We start from the raw sequence: 19,212 nt of genomic DNA on the forward strand, positions 1-19,212 counted from the left end.
AAATTGGAGGACTGCGCAATGTTTTTACACGGGACGAGCCGAATCAATGATGCAGGGCATTTGGAGATCGGCGGATGTGATGTAACCGAATTGAAGGCGGAGTATGGGACACCGCTATATATAGTGGACGAGCAATTGGTCCGCCGCCGCTGCCGCGAGTATATGGAGGCGTTCACAGCTTCCGGTCTCGGGTTCCAGGTGGCTTATGCCAGCAAGGCGTTCTCGACAATGGCGATGTGCCGGCTTGCGGATGAGGAAGGCCTGTCGCTGGACGTGGTCTCCGATGGAGAGCTGTATACTGCGCTGCAAGCCGGTTTCCCGGCGGAACGCATTCATTTCCACGGCAATAATAAGACACCGGATGAGATTGAGATGGCGATCGATGCAGGGATTGGCTGCTTTGTCGCCGATAATCTGGTGGAGCTCCGTCTGCTTCAGTCCATTGCCGCCCGCAGAGAAGTGACTGTTAATATTCTGCTGCGCGTTACGCCTGGAGTGGAAGCCCATGCCCATCATGCCTACGCATCGACAGGACAGACCGACTCCAAATTCGGCTTTGATATCGGCAACGGCTCGGCCCGTGAAGCGGTCAGTCTGGCTGACAGCCTGGCTAATCTGAACCTGCTCGGCGTGCATTCGCATATCGGGTCGCAGATTTTTGAGACCGAGGGCTTCCAGCTTGCCGTTGAACGTATTGCCGAGTTCACCCGTACCGTCAAGGAAGAGCTGGGAATCTCCTTCCCTGTAGTCAACCTGGGTGGAGGCTTTGGAATCCGTTATGTGGACGGCGATACGCCGCTGCAGGTGTCCGAATATGTCGCAGCCATCACAGATGCAGTGAAGACCCACTTCGCTGGCATTAACGATTCGCTGCCGCAGATCTGGGTAGAGCCGGGCCGCAGTATCGTAGGGGATGCCGGAACGACTCTGTACACGGTTGGAACCAGCAAGGAAATTCCGGGAGTGCGCAAATATGTAGCTGTTGACGGCGGCATGACCGATAATCCGCGTCCGGCCCTGTATGAATCCAAGTACGAAGCGCTGTTGGCAAGCCGTGCGACTGAGCCTAACGTGGAGAAGGTATCCATCGCCGGCAAATGCTGTGAGAGCGGCGATATGCTGATCTGGGACGTTGAGCTGCCTAAGGTGGAGAGCGGCGATCTTCTGGCTGTGGCCTGCACAGGCGCCTACAATTACTCCATGGCCAGCAACTACAACCGTATCCGCCGTCCGGCGGTGGTGTTCGTGCAGAACGGGCAGAGCGATCTGGTTGTACGCCGCGAGTCCCATCAGGACATTGTTGCCAATGATATTGTGCCTGCACGGATTGCCAAACAAGCCGTTACGAAATAAGAAGACTATAGGGTTGTGCTATAGCGGCAGGCGGGAAGACATCCCGCTTGCTTTGCTTTGTGCTCCGTTTCATAGTAAACTAATAAACGTGTTCTACATTTGTCATTTCGAAAGGGGTCATTTACATATGGCTAAGCAAGCGAAAATTACACTCGAAAACGGCGGCGTTGTGCTGATCGACTTGTTCGATCAGGATGCGCCTAATACAGTAGCAAACTTTGAGAAGCTGGCAAAAGACGGCTTCTACAACGGATTGTTGTTCCACCGCGTGATTCCAGGCTTCGTAGCACAAGGCGGCTGCCCGAACGGAACAGGCACCGGCGGTCCTGGCTACACCATCAACTGCGAGATCAACCCGAACAAGCACGAGCGCGGCTCCCTGGCTATGGCCCATGCCGGCAAGAACACAGGCGGAAGCCAGTTCTATATCGCTTACGCTCCACAGCCGCACCTTGACGGAGTACACACAGTATTCGGTAAAGTGGTTGAAGGCATGGATCTGGTTGACGCTTTCAAAGGCCGCGACAAGATGACCACCGTTGAAATTGTAGAAGCTTAATACAAGTACTCCATTGACGCTATAGGGGGAGGTTCTCCTCTTCCTAAGGCATCGCCGAAGCACCCGGCTGGGTATCCAGCCGGGTGCTTTTTGCCGTACGGAGAATTGTACGAATAGCAGTTGGATTTCCTCCACTTGCTCAGGAGCTGAGGAAAACTTGTCAGGAAACAGTTGGAAAAACAGCACTTAAAATGCTGCAAATCGAACAGAGTGGAGTGAATACACGAAATTAAATGACGTTTATCCAATTAATTTCCTCGAAAGCTCCAAATCATCCGAAACAAGATACGTTATTCCAACTAATGTGCCCCTGAATCCGCAGAAAGTCGGCGCTTAGCCGGAATGAGGAGCACAAGTGCCCCTGAATCCATCCCCTCCGTTTACCTGCCAAGTTTCCCGCGGGCTGCGGCACGGCGGGCGGTGTACAGCTCCGGCAGCTTGAAGAAAATCAGGAACATCAGGAGGAAGATGACGAAGGCGAAGGCTTCTTCAACCAGCAGATAGTAAGGATAAGGGCCGAAATAGTCCAGTACCGAGAACGTGCTGGGCTTGTGCATCAGGAACATATAGTTGGAGTCCAGCAGGACATTGGCGGCGTAGACGCACGCGGCGACAAGGTTCAGGCAGAGCATGGTGAAAAACAGCGAGCGCCAATTGGGCTTATACCCTTCGACCCAGGTCATGTACAGGGATGCAAGTATGATCGACCCGTGGGCGATGAAGAACAGCAGGAAGCGGAAATGCGGAAACGGATAGACCAGATTAGGGGTAAGCAGGGCAATGAATGCACCGCCGATTCCGGCAAAATATAGAAAGCTGTACAGCAGTCTGCTGCGCGTGAGCAGCATCACGACCGACAGGAGCAGGGTAATTCCGCATAGTTCCAGCGGCAGGGAGGAGCTTCGGCTCCAGCTGTCATGGGACAGATACCAGACATGCAGGCCTCCCTCAGAAGCAGCCAGCAGCAGGATCAGCAGCAGGCGTACGCCTAACCGCAGGCCGGACCGGATGCGCAGGGCGAAGCGGGCCCCAAAGAGCGCCAGGCAGCATAGCGCAATGACAGACAGGGCAACGAGATGAGAGGCGGATAGCATGACGAAATCGCTGTCACGGGCACGCTCCCAGAATAAAGTTCGGTTCACTTGAAATCTCTCCTTGAATCCTGAAGTAAGGGTTGCCTAATAATTTCTTTAATTTTAACCATTTCTGATTCTAAAGTTCTACTCTTAGGTGATATAAGTATATATCGTCTGTAGTGGGCAGAAAAGTCAGGTTTACTAGTTTATTTACATAAGATGGACTCTTAGCCCGTATACATAACGAAACTTCAGGTGGAGTGTGTCCTTACCGGTGCGTTCAGCAGCCATCTTTGTTTGCAGGTATGCTTCAAATCATTCAATCGAAAGAACGGGGGCTTATGGGAAATGGTGAAAAAAAGAACAAGCCTGGCAGTAGTCCTGGTCATGTTATTTGTGCAATTGGTCTCAGGGCTGGGCTTCACCCGGCAGGCTACAGCGGCGGCCATTGAACAGGACCGGGACATTATTACGAGCGTATCCATGGCGGTATATGGTCCGGATGGACAGACGGTGACAGGCAGTGTGTATGATGTGGATTCCACCGTGAGGCTGGACTATACCTGGTCGCTTCCTAACGGCCACGGCTATAGCCAGGGAGACACTTTTGCTTTCCAGCTTCCCGAGCAGTTCCAGCTCTTCAATGACATTCAGGGCGGACTGGAATCGGACGATGGGACGGTAGGCACATTCACGGTCAGCCAGGCTACCCATCAGGTGGTGATGACCTTCAATGATTACATCGAGAGTCATGCCAATGTGCAGGGGACCTTACGTATTAATACCCAATTTGATAAAAAAGTGATCAGCGGCAGCACCGTCCAGCAGATTCTGTTCCCGGTGAACGGCGGAGTCCAAACGGTTACGGTATCGTTCAAGCCCACTGTAGGCTCGACGATTACCAAGAAGGGAATCTCCAGCGGCTTCAACGCGGATCATATTGACTGGACCGTCGATGTGAACAAAAGACTGGAGCCGGTAAGCGGCGCTGCTGTGACCGACCCGATTCCTGCCGGGCTGGCACTGGACAGCACGGTTACACTTGCCGTCTACCAGCTGAATGTTCAGCTTGACGGCACAGTTACGCAAGGCCAGCTGGTAGACAGCAGCAAATATACTGCCGGTGACTCCGGCGGGACGCTGAAGCTTCAGTTCACGGACTCTGTGATTACAGGGGCATACCGTATCGCTTATACCACGCAGGTAGTGAGTGATAACTTGTCCAGCTTCACCAACCAGGCAACCTTCACAGGGGACGGCCGTGATCCGGTAAGCGCATCGGATACAGTAGTCATTGAACGAGGCGGCAGCCTTAACAAAAAAGTCGTCCGTTATGACTGGGGCACTCAGACCATTAACTGGGCTATCGAATACAACTACAATAACCGGACGATCTCCCCGGAGAACGCGGTGTTGACGGATGTGTTCAACAGCTCCCAGGTGCTCCTGGAGAACTCGGTGCGGATCTATCCGGTTACGCTGAATGCAGCCGGAGAAGCTGCTAAGGGCACGGCACTGAATGCAGGCAGTGATTACACAGTAACGCCTGTTAGCGGCGAATCCGGCAACGGATTCAGACTGGAGTTCAAGAATACAGTGAAATCAGCTTATCTGATCGAATATACGACCAAAGCCGCAGACCGTGTGTTTGGCGATACGAAGATTACCAACACTGTCTCTGACAGTACCTATAGCAGCAACGCTACTCAACTGATCCGGCCTATTATTATCTATAAGAATCTGTCCGGGGTGGATTACAACAAACACACGACAGACTGGAAAATCACGTTCAACGGTGACAATTATCCAATGAACGAAGTAGTGGTTACCGACAGCTTCCCGCAGGGAGGACAGAAGTACATCTCAGGTTCACTGGTGGTCCGTACTCTTTCCGGCACAGTGATCCCTCCATCGGCTTATACCCTGATTGTGAATTCACCGGCACAGCCTAATAAAGGCTTCCAGGTGGAGTTCAACGCACCGGTTACAGGCACTTATACCATTAGTTATCAGACGGAATTCAGCAATGACTGGCTTACCGGCAATACGAATGATTTCATCAACGTGGCCCGGATTGACTGGAAGGACAGCCAGAACAAGCCACAGTGGACTGAAGCCAGCGGGAAGTTCATTCCTAATTCCGAGGTGAAGAACAACGGGTTCAAGTCAGGAACGTATGATGCTTCTGCCAAAGAGCTGACCTGGACCGTAGGTGTTAATTACAACAGCAAATCCATTGCTGATCCTGTAGTAACGGATATACTGGGTGATGGTCAGTCCCTTGTACCTGGCTCACTTAAGGTATACAAGATGAATATTGCCAAGGATGGAACGCATAGTCCTGGCGCTGAGGTGGACGGTACTGAGTTCAGCTATAGCGTGGGAAGCGGCAATGAGCTGAGAGTTGATTTTGACAAAGCCATTAATTCGCCTTATTATATCGTGTTCAAGACCAGTCTGGCCGGACAGCTAATTGGAACCAAGGTAGCCAATACAGCGAACCTGCTGGATGGCACGAAGAAGGTATCGAAGGATCTGAAGGCCAGCGTAGATATCCCGCACGGGGATGAATATGTGTTCAAGGACGGCGCGCAGAACGGAGATAAGCTGAACTGGACCATTGCGATCAACCGGACCCAGTCCCATGTAAAAGATGCCGTGATCACCGATGTGCCAAGCACGAATCAGATCCTGCTGCCGGACAGCTTCCAGCTCTACCGTACGGTTACGGCCGTGAACGGAGAGGTCACGAAGAGCGGCCCTCCGCTGGTGAAGGATACCGATTACACCTTAACTATCAGCGCCGATGCACAGGGCAGACAATCCTTCGTCTTAAGCTTCCCTGGTGACATCCATTCCGCTTATGTGCTGGAATATCAGTCGCTGATCGTTGCGAACACTGGCGATAAGCTGGTTAACTCTGTGAGCTTCAGCGGCAATAACGTCAAGCTTATCACCAAGGAGACGACCAAGGAGATTATCGTAGGAGTGTCCAGCGGTTCGGGAACAGGCAGCGGCGTCAGAGGGACGCTTAATGTCTTCAAGCTGGAAGCAGGCAATGTTGCAAAACCGCTGGCGGGAGCTACCTATGAGCTATACCGTCTGAACGGAAATGACCGGGTGCTAGTGAATACCCGCACCACTGATGCAGCAGGCATCGCGGCGTTCAACAACCTGTGGCTGGGCAGTTATGTACTGATTGAAACAATAGCACCGCAGGGCTATGTGCTTGATTCCACCGAGCATCCGGTGACAATCGGCTCATCGGCCGTGCTGAATCTTACCTTGTATAATAAGCTGGCGGAGCAGCCAACGCCGACAGTAACACCGACACCGACTGTAACTCCTGTGCCGACTGAGAGACCTGTAGAGACTACAGTTCCGACTACAGTTCCATCGCCAGTGCCTACAGATTCTACGGGGCCAGAGGCTACACCTGTTCCGACATCACCTACTGGAGGTCCGGTATTTACTCCGGTTCCCACACCTGCCGGTACATTCGAACCGGGAGTCATTATCGATGATCCGCAGATTCCTGCAGGACCAGGCTTGCCGGGAACTCCGCAGCCCTCGGCTCCGGCAGCAACTGTGACTCCGGGACCGGCAGCACCTGAAGTGGTGACGCCAATCGACGATAATATCCCGCTGGGCAATCCGGAAGTAGATGTTGAAGACGATCCGGTTCCGCAAGGGACGGTCTCGGGTACAAACGACGGCAGCGGCAGACTGCCGCAGACCGGCGAGAGCAGCCCGCTGCCGATCTACCTGACGGGTGCAGCCCTGATTCTGGGCGGCTTCATCCTCAGCCGGGTATTCCGCAGAACACGCAAGCAGGACTAGGCAGAATTAGAGCAGCAGAATAAGGGTACAGCAGGTACGGGGACGCTCAGCGTTCCCGTACCTTTTTGGAATATATAGCGGCTGTATCGCAAACTATATACCGTTTATACATTTTTCTGCCTGCAGGTTGCTATAAATGCTATAATAATTTCAAATTCAAAGTTTCGGAGGGATGGTTCGTCATGTGGAAGGAATTCAAAAGCTTCGCCATGAAAGGGAATGTACTTGATCTGGCGGTTGCCGTAATCATTGGAGCGGCATTCGGCAAAATTGTTACCTCGCTGGTGGGAGACATCATTATGCCGCTTATCGGTCTGATTAGCGGAGGGATTGATCTGAAGGAGCTTAGCTTCGGAACGGGAGACGCTGAGGTGAAATACGGTATGTTTCTGCAGACCGTGGTCGACTTCTTCATTATTTCCTTCTCCATCTTCATGGTGGTGAAGCTGAGTACCCGGTTCAGACGTAAGGAGACCGTCAAAGTTGAGGTTGTGGAGACACCTGCTCCGGCACCGGATGTGGTCCTGCTGACGGAAATCCGCGATCTGCTGAGAGCGGACAAGCAGCGTGAGACGGGTGTATAAGGGAATTAAGTTACATAAATATAGTAAATTTCCGAAGCACACTTGCATTTCCCGCAGTGAAGTGATAATTTTGTTGTAGGCGTAACTTGGTATTGAACTGAATAGATCAATCCTTCAGGGCAGGGTGTGATTCCCTACCGGCGGTGATGTTGACGGATCTGGCTGAATATAGCTGGTTCCGGTGCTTAGTCCGCTACCCGCTTCGTATGATATAGATACGGACGGTGGACCCGGTGTAATTCCGGGACCGACAGTATAGTCTGGATGGAAGAAGGAGAGATTCACGCGCCGCGCTTGCAACAGGCGGCCGAGCAGCAGTGTTTTCGGAACTTATGTGCGAACTTTCACAATGCCGGAGGTCCGGCGTTTATTTACGCATATTTTCTTTGCTGCGATCACCTCTCGTATATCCCGTCTTGAACTCCTCCTGGAGATTGAGACGGGTTTTTCTGTTTATAGTTTGGTACACATAAAGACTACAGCCTTGGGATAGGAGGCAAGACATGGATAAGATGAACGATGAGTTTTACATGTCCCTTGCGCTGGATATGGCGGAGCGGGCACAGGGCCAGACGGGAATTAATCCTGTGGTCGGCTGCGTAGTTGTGAAGGACGGCGCCATGATCGGGATTGGAACCCATCTGCAGCGCGGAACCGGACACGCCGAGGTGCATGCGCTCAATATGGCAGCCGGTAAAGCGCAAGGGAGTACAGCCTATGTTACGTTGGAGCCTTGCAGTCATTACGGCATTACGCCTCCTTGCAGCCAGCGTCTGATCGATGAAGGCGTGGCCAGGGTGGTTGTCGCCTGTGAGGATCCCAACCCTCAGGTGGCAGGCCGGGGAATTGCGATGCTGCGCGAGCAAGGGATTGATGTTGAAGTAGGTCTGCTGCGGGGCCGGGCGCTGCGGCTGAACGAGAAGTTCATCAAGTATATTTTGACGAAGCAGCCGTTCGTAACCTTGAAGAGCGCCAGCACACTGGACGGCAAAATCGCCACCCGGACCGGAGACAGCAAGTGGATCTCGAATGCTGAGGCACGGGAGATCGTACATACCCTGCGTCATCGCCATCAGGGGATTATGGTCGGGGTGAATACGGTGATTGCCGATAACCCTTCGCTGACGACTAGACTGAATGTACCCGGGCGGAATCCGGTGCGGATTATCATTGACTCCTCGCTGCGCCTTCCGCTGGACAGCGCTGTGGTCAAGGACGGACTCGCGCCTACGGTGGTTGTGACGACAGAGGCAGCCGATCCTGACCGCAGAGCAGCGCTGCTGGCTGCAGGGTTAGAGGTGATTGCTGCGGGCAGCGGTCCGCGTGTGGATCTGCAGGCGGCTATGGCTGCGCTCGGTGCAATGGAGATTGGGTCCATTCTGCTGGAAGGCGGCGGAACGCTGAATGGGGCGATGCTTGCAGAGGGACTGGTTGACCGGGTGGTTCTCTTCTTCGCTCCGAAGATTGTCGGCGGCGGCGCGCAAGCAGCGGGTACCTTCGACTTCGGGGGTGTGGAGCTGATGCGTGATGCCATCCAGCTTGAAGGATTGGAAGTGGAATTGCTCGGGGATAATGTGTGTATCAGCGGCACCCCGGTTCCTCAGCAGTAACCGAATATTCAGGAAGGAGGGATGGTATGTTTACCGGCTTAATTGAAGAGGTGGGAGTTCTGCGCAGCGTCACCAGCGGCGGGGAGATGATGGTGCTGAATATCGGCGCCTCGCTCATTATGGGAGATCTGAAGATTGGCGACAGTGTGGCGGTCAATGGAGTCTGTCTCACGGCAACCTCACTCGGCGACCATCATTTCACCGTTGACGTCATGCCTGAGACTTACCGCAACAGTACGCTCAAGGAGCTGCGCACCGGGTCCAAAATGAATCTGGAACGCGCCATGGCTGCCGGCGGACGCTTCGGAGGGCATATTGTCCAGGGGCATGTGGATGGAACCGCTGAGATCCGCAGCGTCAGGCGCGATCAGAATGCAGTGGTGTTCGAGATTGCCCCGGACCGCAAATCCCTGTTCAAATTCATCATTCCCAAAGGCTCCATTACGATAGACGGCATCAGCCTTACGGTTGTGAGGACGGAAGCCGATACCTTCACCGTATCGATTATCCCGCACACGCTGGGAGAGACGGTGCTGGCCCACAAGCGGGCGGGAGACCGGGTGAATATCGAATGTGATGTGCTCGGTAAATACGTGGACCATCTGCTCCATTACGGTTCGCGTGCGGGCAATGAAGATGATGGGGGAAGCTCGAAGATCAGCCATGATTTTTTGGCGGCCAACGGGTTCGTATAATCTATAGATCAGGCATACGGCAAGCCGTCAGGCAAGCGTATAGCCATTAGGAGGACGGTAATATGAGCCAGCAAGCTGATAAGGACAGTGTTCTAGACCCGATTGAAGATGCGATCTACGACTTAATGCGCGGTAAGGTCGTTATCGTTGTAGATGATGAAGACCGTGAGAATGAAGGAGACTTCGTCGCTCTGGCGGAACGGGCTACCCCGGAAGTGATTAACTTCATGATTACTGAAGGACGCGGCCTGGTCTGCGTACCGATTACGGCAGAGCGTGCAGAGGAGCTGGACCTGCATCCGATGGTGTCCCAGAATACCGATAATCATGGTACGGCGTTCACGGTATCTATTGACTACGCGGATACGACGACCGGCATCTCGGCCGGTGAACGCTCCCAGACGATTAAGGCCATGCTAGACCCGAAGGCGAAGCCGGCCGACTTCCGCAGACCGGGGCATATGTTCCCGCTGATCGCCAAAAAAGGCGGAGTCCTGCGGCGTTCCGGGCACACGGAGGCTGCTGTTGATCTGGCCCGCATGTGCGGGGCTTATCCGGCAGGTGTCATCTGTGAAGTGGTGAAGGTGGACGGTACGATGGCCCGCCTGCCTGACCTGATTGAGATCGCTAAGAAGCATGACCTTAAGCTGATCAGCATCAAGGACCTCATTCACTACCGTAACGAGAAGGAGCATCTGGTTACCCGTGAGGTAGCAGTGAATCTGCCGACGGATTTCGGTGATTTCCAGACCATTGCCTATACGAATGAGGTGGACGACAAGGAGCACGTTGCCCTGGTTAAAGGCGATATCTCCGGGGATGAGCCGGTACTCGTACGTGTGCATTCCGAGTGCCTGACCGGCGATGTGTTCCATTCGCACCGCTGCGACTGCGGTCCGCAGTTCGAAGCGGCGCTGCGCCAGATTGAAGAAGCCGGCAGAGGTGTACTCCTCTATATGCGCCAGGAGGGCCGGGGCATTGGCCTGATCAACAAGCTGCGCGCCTACAAGCTGCAGGAAGAAGGGCTGGATACTGTGGATGCCAACCTGAAGCTGGGCTTCGCGGCGGATCTGCGGGATTATGGCATCGGGGCACAGATTCTTAAGGATCTCGGCATCCGCCAGATCCGGCTGCTGACCAACAACCCGCGCAAGATCAAGGGGCTGGAAGGCTATGGCCTTGAGGTGGTGGAGCGCGTAGCGATCCAGATGCCGGAGAACAAGGACAATACCAATTATCTTCATACGAAGCAGGCGAAGCTTGGGCATCTGCTGAATTTTGACAAGATTGAACAGAATGAGAATACCAAAATTTAATCATAGATTACCTATCCTATACACGAAGGGTTGATGAGTAGTATGCCGAATTATTTTGAAGGACATTTAGTATCTGAGGGCTTGAAATATGGGGTTGTCGTAGGACGTTTCAATGAGTTCATTACCAGCAAGCTGCTCTCCGGGGCACTCGATGCCTTCAAGCGCCATGGGGTTGCCGATGATGAAGTGGATGTCGCCTGGGTACCGGGCGTATTCGAAATTCCGCTGATTGCCCAAAAAATGGCCGAAAGCGGCAAATATGACGCCGTTATCACGCTGGGTACAGTCATTCGCGGATCTACAACACACTATGATTATGTGTGCAACGAGGTGGCCAAAGGTGTGGCGGCGATTAATCTTAAGACGGGTGTTCCGACTATTTTTGGTGTGGTTACGACGGAGAATATTGAACAGGCTATTGAGCGCTCAGGAACCAAGGCCGGCAATAAAGGCTGGGATGCAGCGACTGCCGCGATCGAAATGGCTAACCTGAATAAGATGTTCAAATAATACACCTCTTGACGAAAGAGCGTAAATCGTGCTTATTTATAGGTATGAGAAGAAAGCATGAAAATAGATCTTTCTACTTGTGTAGCGTCCTTGCGGCGCTGCACTTTACTTTTTTTGGGCTGGAGGAAACCGCGTGACTGTATTGTACAAGCTGGAGACGTTCGAAGGTCCGCTCGATCTGCTCTTGCATCTGATTGACAAGGCGGAAATCGACATCCAGGACATTCCGGTCAGCGAGATCACCGAGCAGTATATGGAATTCCTACAGGGAATGAAGGAGCTGGAGCTGGATATCACCAGTGAATTTCTGGTGATGGCGGCCACTCTACTGTCGATTAAGAGCAAAATGCTGCTGCCGAAGCCGCCCGTCATTGAAATCGAGGATTTCGATTATTATGAGGATGACGGCTATGATCCGCGCGCGGAGCTGGTGCAGCGCCTGATTGAATACCGTAAGTTCAAGAGCATCGCGGTGCAGCTGCTGGATATGGAGAGCGAGCGCAGCCTGATTTTTACGAAAGAGCCTGAGGATCTGGGCCCCTTCGTCCCTGCGCAGACGGATAATACACTGAAGGGCCTGCATACCGCCGATCTGATCGCAGCGTTCCGCAAGGCGCTAAGCAAGGCTGCCCGGCGCACCTCGTACCAGCGGATCACCAGAGATGAGATTTCGGTAAAAGACCGCATCCGTGATGTATCCGAAGCGCTCCAGCGCAAGGGGATCGGCGGCAGATTGCGCTTCTCTGCCCTGCTGCATGAGGAGATGGACCGGCATGAGATTGTGACCACCTTCCTGGCCATCCTGGAGCTGATGAAGATGAAGGCCATTTACTGCTATCAGGAGAAATTATTTGAGGATATTGTTATGGAGTGGAGAGGAGGAGAGGATGTCAGTGGACTACAACACGCTGAAATCGATTATTGAAGGCCTGCTGTTTCTCTCAGGGGATGAAGGTCTGTCGGTCCGGCAGATTGCCGAGATTACCGAGCAGCGGCCTGATCTGGCTACAAGAGCGCTGGATGACTTAAGAGAGGATTACCACTCGCAGAGCCGTGGCCTTCAGGTGGTCCAGATTGCCGGGAATTACCGGCTGGCGACACTCCCGGAGCATGCTCAGTATTTTGAACGTCTGGCGTATTCGCCCTCCAGGTCGTCCCTGTCCCAGGCGGCGCTGGAGACACTTGCCATTGTGGCTTACCGCCAGCCGATCACGAGAGTGGAGATTGAGGAGATCCGGGGTGTCAAATCCGAACGGGCCATCCACACGCTGGGCAACAAGGATCTGATCCACGAGGTGGGCCGGGCGGAGGCTGTCGGGCGTCCGATTCTGTATGGAACGACCAAGTCCTTCCTGGACAGCTTCGGGCTGGCCAGCCTGAAGGAGCTGCCGGAGCCGTCGAGCTTCGATACCTCGGAGGGCCTGGAAGAGGAGACCCAGCTGCTGTTCAGCAAGCTGGACAGCCAGATGACCTTCGATGAGGTAGAATAACCGCAGCGGATTGCCGCTGTTCTTGAAATGCCGTTGTCCCTTCGGGGGCAGCGGCATTTTTTCAAAATATAAGACTTTATATGTTGCACACGATAAAGTATCCTTCTATTTCTCGCTGAAACGGTACCGTCCTTTAAAAGGACGGCAAATCCGTTTCCACTTGTGAAAAATGGAGAAGTTTGCGAAATCACCGAATGTTATCCAGCCGTAATTGCCATACTAATCCAGAGGCTCCATGTTTATTATTCTAAAGTCTGCTTGGAGGTTAACCGTGTGACGTTATGGCTGGCAATACCCTTAATCCTGCTGCTGCTCGTAGTTCTGCTGTTCCTGCTGGTTTTGGCGTCATCGATTCATTTTCACTTGCGTGTCCGCAGGCTCGGTAAGGATGACCGCATCGAATTCGACATCAAAGCTGTATATGGCCTCGTTAAATTTCATTATGAGGTGCCTGCGCTGGTCTTCCAGAGCCTTGAACAAGGTATTAAGCTCAAGGTGGAGAAAAGCGGAATCGCACCAGTGAAGCTGGATAGCGAGCAGGAAGGGCAGGTCGATAAAGAATCTGTGACGCAATGGCTAAAGGATATACGCACTGCGTTACATGCCACCCGCGGTCTGAAAAAATGGATTAAAGACACCCTGTCCCATATTCAGATCACCAAGCTGGACTGGTCCACGGACTTCTCACTGGGAGAGGCTGCGACGACCGCCACGGCGGTGGGGGCCTTATGGGGACTGAAGTGGACGATGATCGGCGTGCTCTCCCGTATGGTCAGACTGGTGCATAAGCCGGGAATATTCGTTGCACCTGTCTTCCGGGATCAGCCGTCTTTTGCAACGGAAGCCGTCTGTAGCGGCAAGCTGTCCGCCGGATATGCGCTCTATGCGGGGCTTCTCCTGCTGCGGCGTGTGTCGAAGGTGGAAGGCGGTCTGGGCCGGTGGAAGAGATTGCTCAGCCGTGAACGTTCCTAAATAATCTACATACTCCAATCTATAGTGGGCAAGATAAATACTGCAGGTACATTTATATACACACGAGGAGGAGACAAACAATGTCAGATCATCCGATTCAAGGTCTCATGCAGACCGCAATGGAAAATATTAAAGGCATGGTTGATGTAAATACAATTGTAGGAGATCCGGTTGAAACGCCCGATGGCACCGTCATTCTGCCGATCAGCAAGGTGACGTTCGGCTTCGCAGCCGGCGGCAGTGATTTCAGGGTGGAGGATGATGGTCCGGGTGTGAACAGCAGCGGGTCCGGTGTCAAAATGCTACCCTTCGGGGGCGGCAGCGGGGGCGGCGTGTCTATTCGTCCAATCGCTTTTCTGGTCGTTGGCAGAGAAGGGGTACATATTGTGCCGCTGGATAATCAGACCCATCTGTTCGAGAAAATTATTGATGCCACGCCTAACCTGCTCGACAAAATTCAGAATATGTTCCAGCCCGGCATGGTTCCCGAAGCTTCAGATATTCCCGGCTCCAAGGTAACCAAAACCGTTGTGGAGACCGGGACCGGCTCGTCTGACCATTCGTCAACACATTAGGATACAGGGAAATGACAAATTAGCAGGGATATCACCTTAGCGGGTGGTATCCCTTTTTTGCCGGATGATGGCGGATAGGACATACCTGCCCCATGCCCCGCATACACTTGTACAACCAGGCAAGACTGATGAACCGTTGCGTAAGGAACGGATAAGAAGCCGGAGGATGAACATGAAGACACTAACCCGAAAATCTACGCTGTCCTTACTGTTGTGTGTGCTGCTGCTTGCGCTGGTGCCGCTGTCCGCTGTCCGGGCGGAGAACCTTTCGATCTCCACGCATGCGAGGGCGGCGGCGCTGATTGATGTGACATCCGGAAGAATTCTGTACAGCAGCCGCGGAGATGAGCCGATGCTGATTGCCAGTCTGACCAAAATTATGACCGCCCTTGTGGCGATAGAGAACGGCGACATAACGTCGAAGGTCAAGGTCGGCAAAAATGCTTTTGCCAAGGAGGGCTCCTCCCTGTACCTGAAGCTGGGCGAGGAAATGACGCTGAAGGATATGCTGTATGGGCTGATGCTGCGCTCCGGCAACGATGCGGCAACTGCAATTGCCGAGCATGTCGGCGGTTCGGAGCAGGGGTTCGTCTACCTGATGAACGCCAAGGCGCAGGAGCTGAATTTGAAAAATACGCATTTTGCCAATCCGCATGGATTAGATGCAGAAGGCCACTTTTCCAGCGCGAATGATCTGGCCGTATTGACCGCATATGCGATGCATAACCCGGTATTCAAGGAGATCGTAGCCACCAAAGAGAAGACGGCGGACAATCCCTACGAGAAATGGGACTATAAATGGAGCAACAAAAATAAGATGCTGCGACTCTACGAAGGAGCGGACGGGGTGAAGACGGGGTATACCAAAAAAGCGCTGCGCTGCCTGGTCAGCTCCGCTACAAGGGACGGGCAGCAGCTCGTGGCGGTTACGCTGAACGACGGCAATGACTGGAACGACCATTCCTCACTGCTGGACTTCGGCTTCAACCATTATCCTCTGAAGACGCTGGTCGGGCGGGGCGAGGCCGTCAAAGGCTACAGTCTGGTGACCGGCAAGGCCTTCGCATATCCGCTTGGTCAGGGGGAGGAAGCAAGGCTCGTCAACAAGCTGGTGCTTAGTGCAGCTCCCCAGGCCTCTGCGGGTGGTAATGCTGCGGGTTCGGGGAGTGCAGGTGCAGGCTCCAGTGTAAGTGCAGGTGCGGGCAGGGCAAGCGCGAATGCCAACGGGAGTGAGGGCGATGTTAACTTCGGGCTCAGGGGTGTGATTATTTTGCAGCTGGGAGATAAGGAGATCGGGCGGGTACCGGTGTACACGCCTGGCCAGCTCCCGCCGGAGACCTCACCGTATGAGAAAAAATATAACGCTGCGAGCGCCTCCGCCTATCCGGCGGGCAACTGGCTGCAGGCCTTCGGCAGTGCGCTGCGGGCGTTGTTCCGCACGGGGGAATAACGGGTAGATAGACAAACAGTATTCAGAATGAACCGGGGGAGGGGTAGGTATGTTAAATGGAATCTGGCTCGGAATGATCCTGATCGGATTTGGCTTTGCGGCAGTTAACGGACGGATGAACGAGTTCACCGCCGCCGTATTCGATGGCGCGAAGAGCGGGGTGACCGTCAGCTTCGGGCTGATCAGTGTGCTGGTGTTCTGGCTGGGCATTATGCGGATTGCGGAGGATGCCGACCTGCTGAAGAAAATCTCCAAAGTGCTGGGCCCCGTAGTCTCCTTTCTGTTCCCGGATGTGCCCAAAGGGCATCCCGCGATCGGCTACATTCTCTCCAATATGAGCGCCAACCTGCTGGGGCTGGGGAATGCTGCCACTCCAATGGGCATTAAGGCGATGCAGGAGCTGCAGACGCTGAACCCGGATAAGGAGACCGCAACGCCGGCCATGTGTACCTTGCTTGCGCTGAACACTGCCAGCATCACTCTAATTCCGGCGACTCTGATTGCAATCCGGCTGAATTACGGATCGGCGGACCCGGCGGCCATCGTCGGGACCACCCTGGCGGCGACGGCAGTGGCTACCCTGGCGGCGATTGCTGCGGACAGGCTGTTCCGCCGCCTCACCCTGCTCCGCAGGCCGCCCGGACCGCCGCCGGTCCTGAACGCCGGTACCGGCCCGGCAAACGGGAGCGGGGCGCTCCCACATTCTTCGGTGAAAGGGTGACCGTCCGTGTTACAACTGATCAGTCTGATCTCTGCCTGGGCGATTCCGGTCATGGTTACCTTTATTCCGCTGTATGCCTTCACGCGCAAGGTTCCGGTCTATGAATCTTTCGTGGAGGGCGCGAAGGACGGGTTCGGTACCGCCATTGCAATTATCCCCCATCTGGTCGGCATGCTGGTGGCGATCAGTGTGTTCCGCGCGTCCGGTGCGCTGGACTTCCTGATGGGCTTTGTAAGCCCTCTGATGGAGGGACTGGGTATTCCGTCAGAGGTGCTTCCACTCGGTCTCCTGCGCCCGCTGACGGGCACTGGATCACTCGCCTATACTACAGACCTGATCCGCGTCCACGGCCCGGACTCTCTCATCGGTATGATCGCTTCTACTATACAGGGCAGCACAGACACCACTCTGTATGTGCTGACTGTCTATTTCGGCGCTGTAGGCATCCGTAACGGCCGCTATGCCTTGAAGGTGGGCCTGTTCTCGGACGTCGTCGGCTTCATTGCTGCCATTGCCGTTTGTCTGCTGGTGTTCGGGTAGGAGGGCGCGATTGGAGGAGATAGATTGATAGATAGATGGATTTTCTCCACTTGCTGCTAGACGAATGAACATGGGTAGAGACAACAGTTGGAAAAATGCCACTTAATTATACGTATTCCCGCAAAAGTGTTGAAATTAAACAAATTAAATGCCCTTTTTCCATTTGCTTCAGACAATTTTCCTGAATCGCATAAATTAAGATACGTTTATCCAATTGTTTGCCTTCAGGAGATTCCAACAAAAGTCGGCCAGATGAGCGAATGAAGGGTATTAATGCACCTGATTATTCCAGGCAGACCCCCAGAACCCAAGGCGGGTCCCAGAAGGTTGAAGGTCCCAAGCACTGCCCCGCAGCCGGTGGTGGTGTGGTGGTCCCCAAGCGCTGCCCCGCAGCCGCTTGCCGCTTCCCTACAGTCCTCACCCCCTTCCGGGAGGTGAGGACTGTTTTTTATTAGGTTTGCCCCTGCGTTGATGGAGTAACGGAGAGGAATTTTGGAACTGTAGGAGCGCTAGCGTCCGCCTTTAAAGTTGGATTTCTACTGCCGCAGGGCAGTCTAATCAAAGAAATCCAACTTTAACAGCGGCCGGAAGACCAAACATTCCCCGGAGTTACGATTAGTCAACGCTTTTATTCTCTTCGGCCCCGCTCCCCAAACATTTTAACAAACAGTCCTCACCGCCCGCCCCCCCCACTTCATATGCTATTTCAGCAATACGGAGGGAGGACGACAAAGGGTGGACTACAAAGGCTTTATTCTGCATCATTCCCGCTGTCCGTCTATTAACGGCAAAGGCTTCGACTTCTGGGTCGGGCTGAACGGCTCGGTCTATGCGGCGCCGCTGCTGACAGACCCGGAGCATATTCATATTTGCCTCGAGGGCAACTATGGGGAAGCGGAGCAGCTGCCCCAGCTGCCGGAGCGCCAGCAGCAGCTGTTTGCGGCGGGGAAGCTTATACTGGAGCTGTCCGGGCGCTATGAAATGTCGCCGCTTACGGTGGAGCCGCATAGTGAAACTTGCCCCGGCGCATTTTTTCCGTGGAATGATCTTGTGATTTATGCCTCTGATGGTTATCATTAACCTGAGGTGAGTAGTCGAAAATGGAAAGATTACAGAAAATATTGGCGCAAGCAGGTGTTGCGTCCAGACGCAAATGTGAAGAAATGATTTTGGCCGGTAAAGTGGAAGTCAACGGGGAACTCGTAACTACGCTTGGCACGAAGGCGGACCCCGCAACCGATATTATTAAAGTCTCGGGCAGACTGATCCGGGGCGAGAACAAAATCTATATTATGTTCAACAAGCCCAAGGGGGTAATTACAAGCGCCTCGGATGACAAGGGCCGCAAGGTAGTAACGGATTACCTGAAAGGAATCACAGAGCGCGTATACCCTGTAGGCCGCTTGGACTACGATACGGAAGGGCTGCTGCTGCTGACGAATGACGGTGAGTTTGCCAACCTGCTCACGCATCCGAAGCATCATGTGCCGAAGACGTATCTGGCCACGGTCAAGGGTGTGCCGCACGGCACAGCGCTGGACAAGCTGAAGGCCGGCATTAAACTGGAAGACGGCATGACCGCTCCGGCAGAAGTCGAATATAAGGATATCGATGAAGCCAATAAGGAAGCGGTAATCAGCATTACGATCCATGAAGGCCGCAACCGCCAGGTCCGGCGGATGTTCGAGGCTGTGTCACATCCGGTTATCCGTCTGAAGCGGATTTCCTTCGGGGATATCCTGCTTCAGAATCTCAAGCGCGGCTCTTACCGCCATTTGACCAAGGATGAGATCAATCATCTGCAGCAAATTGCCAAAGCGGGAATGCTTCGGGACAATCAGACACGCAAAGACACATAAAGTTCACAATTTCCCCTCCTAAAACTGTGACAATATTCGTTATAATGTTCATAGGATGTTCA

General features: G+C 53.7%; 18 protein-coding genes and 1 riboswitch. Of the genes, 17 read left to right on the forward strand and 1 reads right to left on the reverse strand.

What is annotated here, in order from left to right; all coding sequences use genetic code 11:
- The first annotated feature begins 18 nt into the window (after positions 1–18).
- Together lysA and MKY64_RS06090 are read left to right on the forward strand one after the other, a co-directional pair.
- Positions 19–1,353 carry a diaminopimelate decarboxylase gene (gene lysA, locus MKY64_RS06085; protein WP_209870088.1) on the forward strand — a complete coding sequence of 445 codons (1,335 nt, stop codon included), beginning with the start codon at positions 19–21 and terminating at the stop codon, positions 1,351–1,353.
- 127 nt (positions 1,354–1,480) lie between these two features.
- Positions 1,481–1,912: a peptidylprolyl isomerase gene (locus MKY64_RS06090; protein ID WP_036727386.1), complete on the forward strand. Its 432-nt coding sequence runs from the start codon at positions 1,481–1,483 to the stop codon at positions 1,910–1,912.
- 380 nt (positions 1,913–2,292) lie between these two features.
- Here MKY64_RS06090 and MKY64_RS06095 read toward each other — a convergent pair whose 3' ends face one another.
- On the reverse strand, positions 2,293–3,054 hold the full coding sequence (locus tag MKY64_RS06095; protein WP_340951606.1) for a YwaF family protein: 762 nt from the start codon (positions 3,052–3,054) through the stop codon (positions 2,293–2,295).
- 282 nt (positions 3,055–3,336) lie between these two features.
- Here MKY64_RS06095 and MKY64_RS06100 point away from each other — a divergent pair, with 282 nt between their 5' ends.
- The 15 genes from MKY64_RS06100 to MKY64_RS06170 all read left to right on the forward strand — a co-directional run bounded on the left by MKY64_RS06100 (position 3,337) and on the right by MKY64_RS06170 (position 19,150).
- Positions 3,337–6,828: a collagen binding domain-containing protein gene (locus MKY64_RS06100; protein ID WP_340951607.1), complete on the forward strand. Its 3,492-nt coding sequence runs from the start codon at positions 3,337–3,339 to the stop codon at positions 6,826–6,828.
- 182 nt (positions 6,829–7,010) lie between these two features.
- The gene (gene mscL / locus MKY64_RS06105; RefSeq protein WP_340951608.1) at positions 7,011–7,412 is read left to right on the forward strand and encodes a large conductance mechanosensitive channel protein MscL; all 402 of its coding nucleotides are present in this window, start codon (positions 7,011–7,013) and stop codon (positions 7,410–7,412) included.
- A 106-nt stretch (positions 7,413–7,518) separates the two neighbouring features.
- Positions 7,519–7,692: riboswitch (FMN riboswitch) on the forward strand.
- Positions 7,693–7,915: 223 nt separating this feature from the next.
- Complete coding sequence (gene ribD, locus MKY64_RS06110; RefSeq protein ID WP_340951610.1) at positions 7,916–9,022, forward strand: bifunctional diaminohydroxyphosphoribosylaminopyrimidine deaminase/5-amino-6-(5-phosphoribosylamino)uracil reductase RibD; 1,107 nt, start codon at positions 7,916–7,918, stop codon at positions 9,020–9,022.
- A gap of 26 nt (positions 9,023–9,048) precedes the next feature.
- A complete protein-coding gene (gene ribE / locus MKY64_RS06115; protein WP_340951613.1) occupies positions 9,049–9,717 on the forward strand; it encodes a riboflavin synthase in 669 nt (222 codons plus the stop codon).
- A gap of 62 nt (positions 9,718–9,779) precedes the next feature.
- Positions 9,780–11,033 carry a bifunctional 3,4-dihydroxy-2-butanone-4-phosphate synthase/GTP cyclohydrolase II gene (locus tag MKY64_RS06120; RefSeq protein ID WP_209870071.1) on the forward strand — a complete coding sequence of 418 codons (1,254 nt, stop codon included), beginning with the start codon at positions 9,780–9,782 and terminating at the stop codon, positions 11,031–11,033.
- 42 nt (positions 11,034–11,075) lie between these two features.
- A complete protein-coding gene (gene ribH, locus MKY64_RS06125; protein WP_209870069.1) occupies positions 11,076–11,543 on the forward strand; it encodes a 6,7-dimethyl-8-ribityllumazine synthase in 468 nt (155 codons plus the stop codon).
- 133 nt (positions 11,544–11,676) lie between these two features.
- On the forward strand, positions 11,677–12,468 hold the full coding sequence (locus MKY64_RS06130) for a segregation and condensation protein A (RefSeq protein ID WP_340951615.1): 792 nt from the start codon (positions 11,677–11,679) through the stop codon (positions 12,466–12,468).
- The gene (gene scpB, locus MKY64_RS06135) at positions 12,437–13,033 is read left to right on the forward strand and encodes an SMC-Scp complex subunit ScpB (RefSeq protein ID WP_036727407.1); all 597 of its coding nucleotides are present in this window, start codon (positions 12,437–12,439) and stop codon (positions 13,031–13,033) included. Before MKY64_RS06130 ends, scpB begins: the two co-directional genes overlap by 32 nt.
- A 273-nt stretch (positions 13,034–13,306) precedes the next feature.
- On the forward strand, positions 13,307–14,005 hold the full coding sequence (locus MKY64_RS06140; RefSeq protein ID WP_340951617.1) for a DUF2953 domain-containing protein: 699 nt from the start codon (positions 13,307–13,309) through the stop codon (positions 14,003–14,005).
- A gap of 80 nt (positions 14,006–14,085) precedes the next feature.
- Positions 14,086–14,580, forward strand: a complete 495-nt coding sequence (gene ytfJ, locus MKY64_RS06145) for a GerW family sporulation protein (RefSeq protein WP_036727374.1) — start codon at positions 14,086–14,088, stop codon at positions 14,578–14,580.
- Positions 14,581–14,746: 166 nt separating this feature from the next.
- Positions 14,747–16,030, forward strand: coding sequence for a D-alanyl-D-alanine carboxypeptidase family protein (locus tag MKY64_RS06150; protein ID WP_235191949.1), 1,284 nt, complete (start codon positions 14,747–14,749; stop codon positions 16,028–16,030).
- A gap of 49 nt (positions 16,031–16,079) precedes the next feature.
- The gene (locus tag MKY64_RS06155; protein ID WP_036727373.1) at positions 16,080–16,751 is read left to right on the forward strand and encodes a nucleoside recognition domain-containing protein; all 672 of its coding nucleotides are present in this window, start codon (positions 16,080–16,082) and stop codon (positions 16,749–16,751) included.
- Between the two features lie 6 nt (positions 16,752–16,757).
- On the forward strand, positions 16,758–17,291 hold the full coding sequence (locus MKY64_RS06160) for a spore maturation protein (RefSeq protein ID WP_036727371.1): 534 nt from the start codon (positions 16,758–16,760) through the stop codon (positions 17,289–17,291).
- Positions 17,292–18,026: 735 nt separating this feature from the next.
- The gene (locus tag MKY64_RS06165) at positions 18,027–18,371 is read left to right on the forward strand and encodes a hypothetical protein (RefSeq protein ID WP_036727370.1); all 345 of its coding nucleotides are present in this window, start codon (positions 18,027–18,029) and stop codon (positions 18,369–18,371) included.
- A gap of 20 nt (positions 18,372–18,391) precedes the next feature.
- A complete protein-coding gene (locus MKY64_RS06170) occupies positions 18,392–19,150 on the forward strand; it encodes a pseudouridine synthase (RefSeq protein WP_036727368.1) in 759 nt (252 codons plus the stop codon).
- The last annotated feature ends 62 nt before the right edge of the window (positions 19,151–19,212 follow it).

Source organism: Paenibacillus sp. FSL R7-0210 (assembly GCF_038009085.1).
In the GTDB taxonomy this organism is placed as follows: Bacteria; Bacillota; Bacilli; order Paenibacillales; family Paenibacillaceae; genus Paenibacillus_AQ; species Paenibacillus_AQ silagei.